Origin of the sequence: Adlercreutzia equolifaciens (genome assembly GCF_029076695.1) — a bacterium.
GTDB lineage: Bacteria > Actinomycetota > Coriobacteriia > Coriobacteriales > Eggerthellaceae > Adlercreutzia > Adlercreutzia equolifaciens_A.
Map to the genome: position 1 here is coordinate 1 of NZ_JARFIK010000259.1, position 317 is coordinate 317.

At 57.4% G+C, this 317-nt stretch carries 1 protein-coding gene; it reads right to left on the minus strand.

The window, feature by feature from the left end; genetic code table 11:
- The coding region (gene hpf / locus PZH32_RS12315) for a ribosome hibernation-promoting factor, HPF/YfiA family (RefSeq protein ID WP_343074570.1) at positions 1-220 on the minus strand (220 nt) is incomplete at its 3' end.
- Positions 221-317 lie beyond the last annotated feature (97 nt).

Here is a 317-nt window from a genome sequence, read left to right on the forward strand (position 1 = left end):
GAACGCGCTTGTCAAGCACGCGGGTCTTGTACTTGCGCAGCTGACGGGCAACCTTGGCGGCGGCCACGTCGATGGCGGCGTACATATCCTCTTCACTTTCCTCAACACGAACGATGTGGCCCTTCACGCGAACAGTGACCTCGCAAATGGCCGGCAGCGGGTTGGCCGGGTTCTTCTCGGTATACAGAACAATTTCCGTGGAGACGGTGTCGGCGTCCACAGCCTTAATAGCGTTTCCAACCTTTTACTCAGCGTACTGACGAAGGGCGTCGGTAACGGGCATTTTGCGTCCGGACACGGTGATCGTCATAATGTCC